Origin of the sequence: Pseudomonas sp. 43(2021), assembly GCF_017490805.1 — a bacterium.
Taxonomy (GTDB): domain Bacteria; phylum Pseudomonadota; class Gammaproteobacteria; order Pseudomonadales; family Pseudomonadaceae; genus Aquipseudomonas.
Genome location: NZ_JAFGYJ010000550.1, coordinates 1 through 440, shown reverse-complemented (window position 1 = coordinate 440; position 440 = coordinate 1). Strand labels below are relative to the sequence as shown.

The following is a 440-nucleotide window of genomic DNA, read 5'->3' as shown; positions in this document are numbered from 1 at the left end:
TGTCCAACCTGCACGAGCTGATCCCGGGTAGCGAATTCTGGCCGCACTTCGTGCGCAACCGCTCCGAGCAGTTCGAAGCGCGGGTGGCGATGGTGCAGATCCAGGAATCGAACTCGATCTTCCTGCAGGGCATGGCCGGTTCGCGCATGCCGATCGCCATCGCCCACGGTGAAGGGCATGCCGAGTTCGCCAGCGAAGAAGCACTGCTGGAAGCCGATCTGTCCGGTTGCGTGGCGATGCGTTTTGTCGACAACCACGGCAAGGTCACCGAAGCCTATCCGGCCAACCCGAACGGCTCGCCGCGCGGGATCACCGGCCTCACCAGCCGTGACGGCCGTGTGACGATCATGATGCCGCACCCGGAGCGTGTGTTCCGTGCGGTGCAGAACTCGTGGCGTTCGGAAGACTGGAACGAAGACGCGCCGTGGATGCGCATGTTC

General features: G+C 63.9%; 1 protein-coding gene. It reads left to right on the top strand.

From position 1 onward, the window contains the following. Window positions 1-440: phosphoribosylformylglycinamidine synthase subunit PurQ (locus tag J5M71_RS28640; protein WP_207839052.1), on the top strand; the 440-nt coding region annotated here is incomplete at both ends.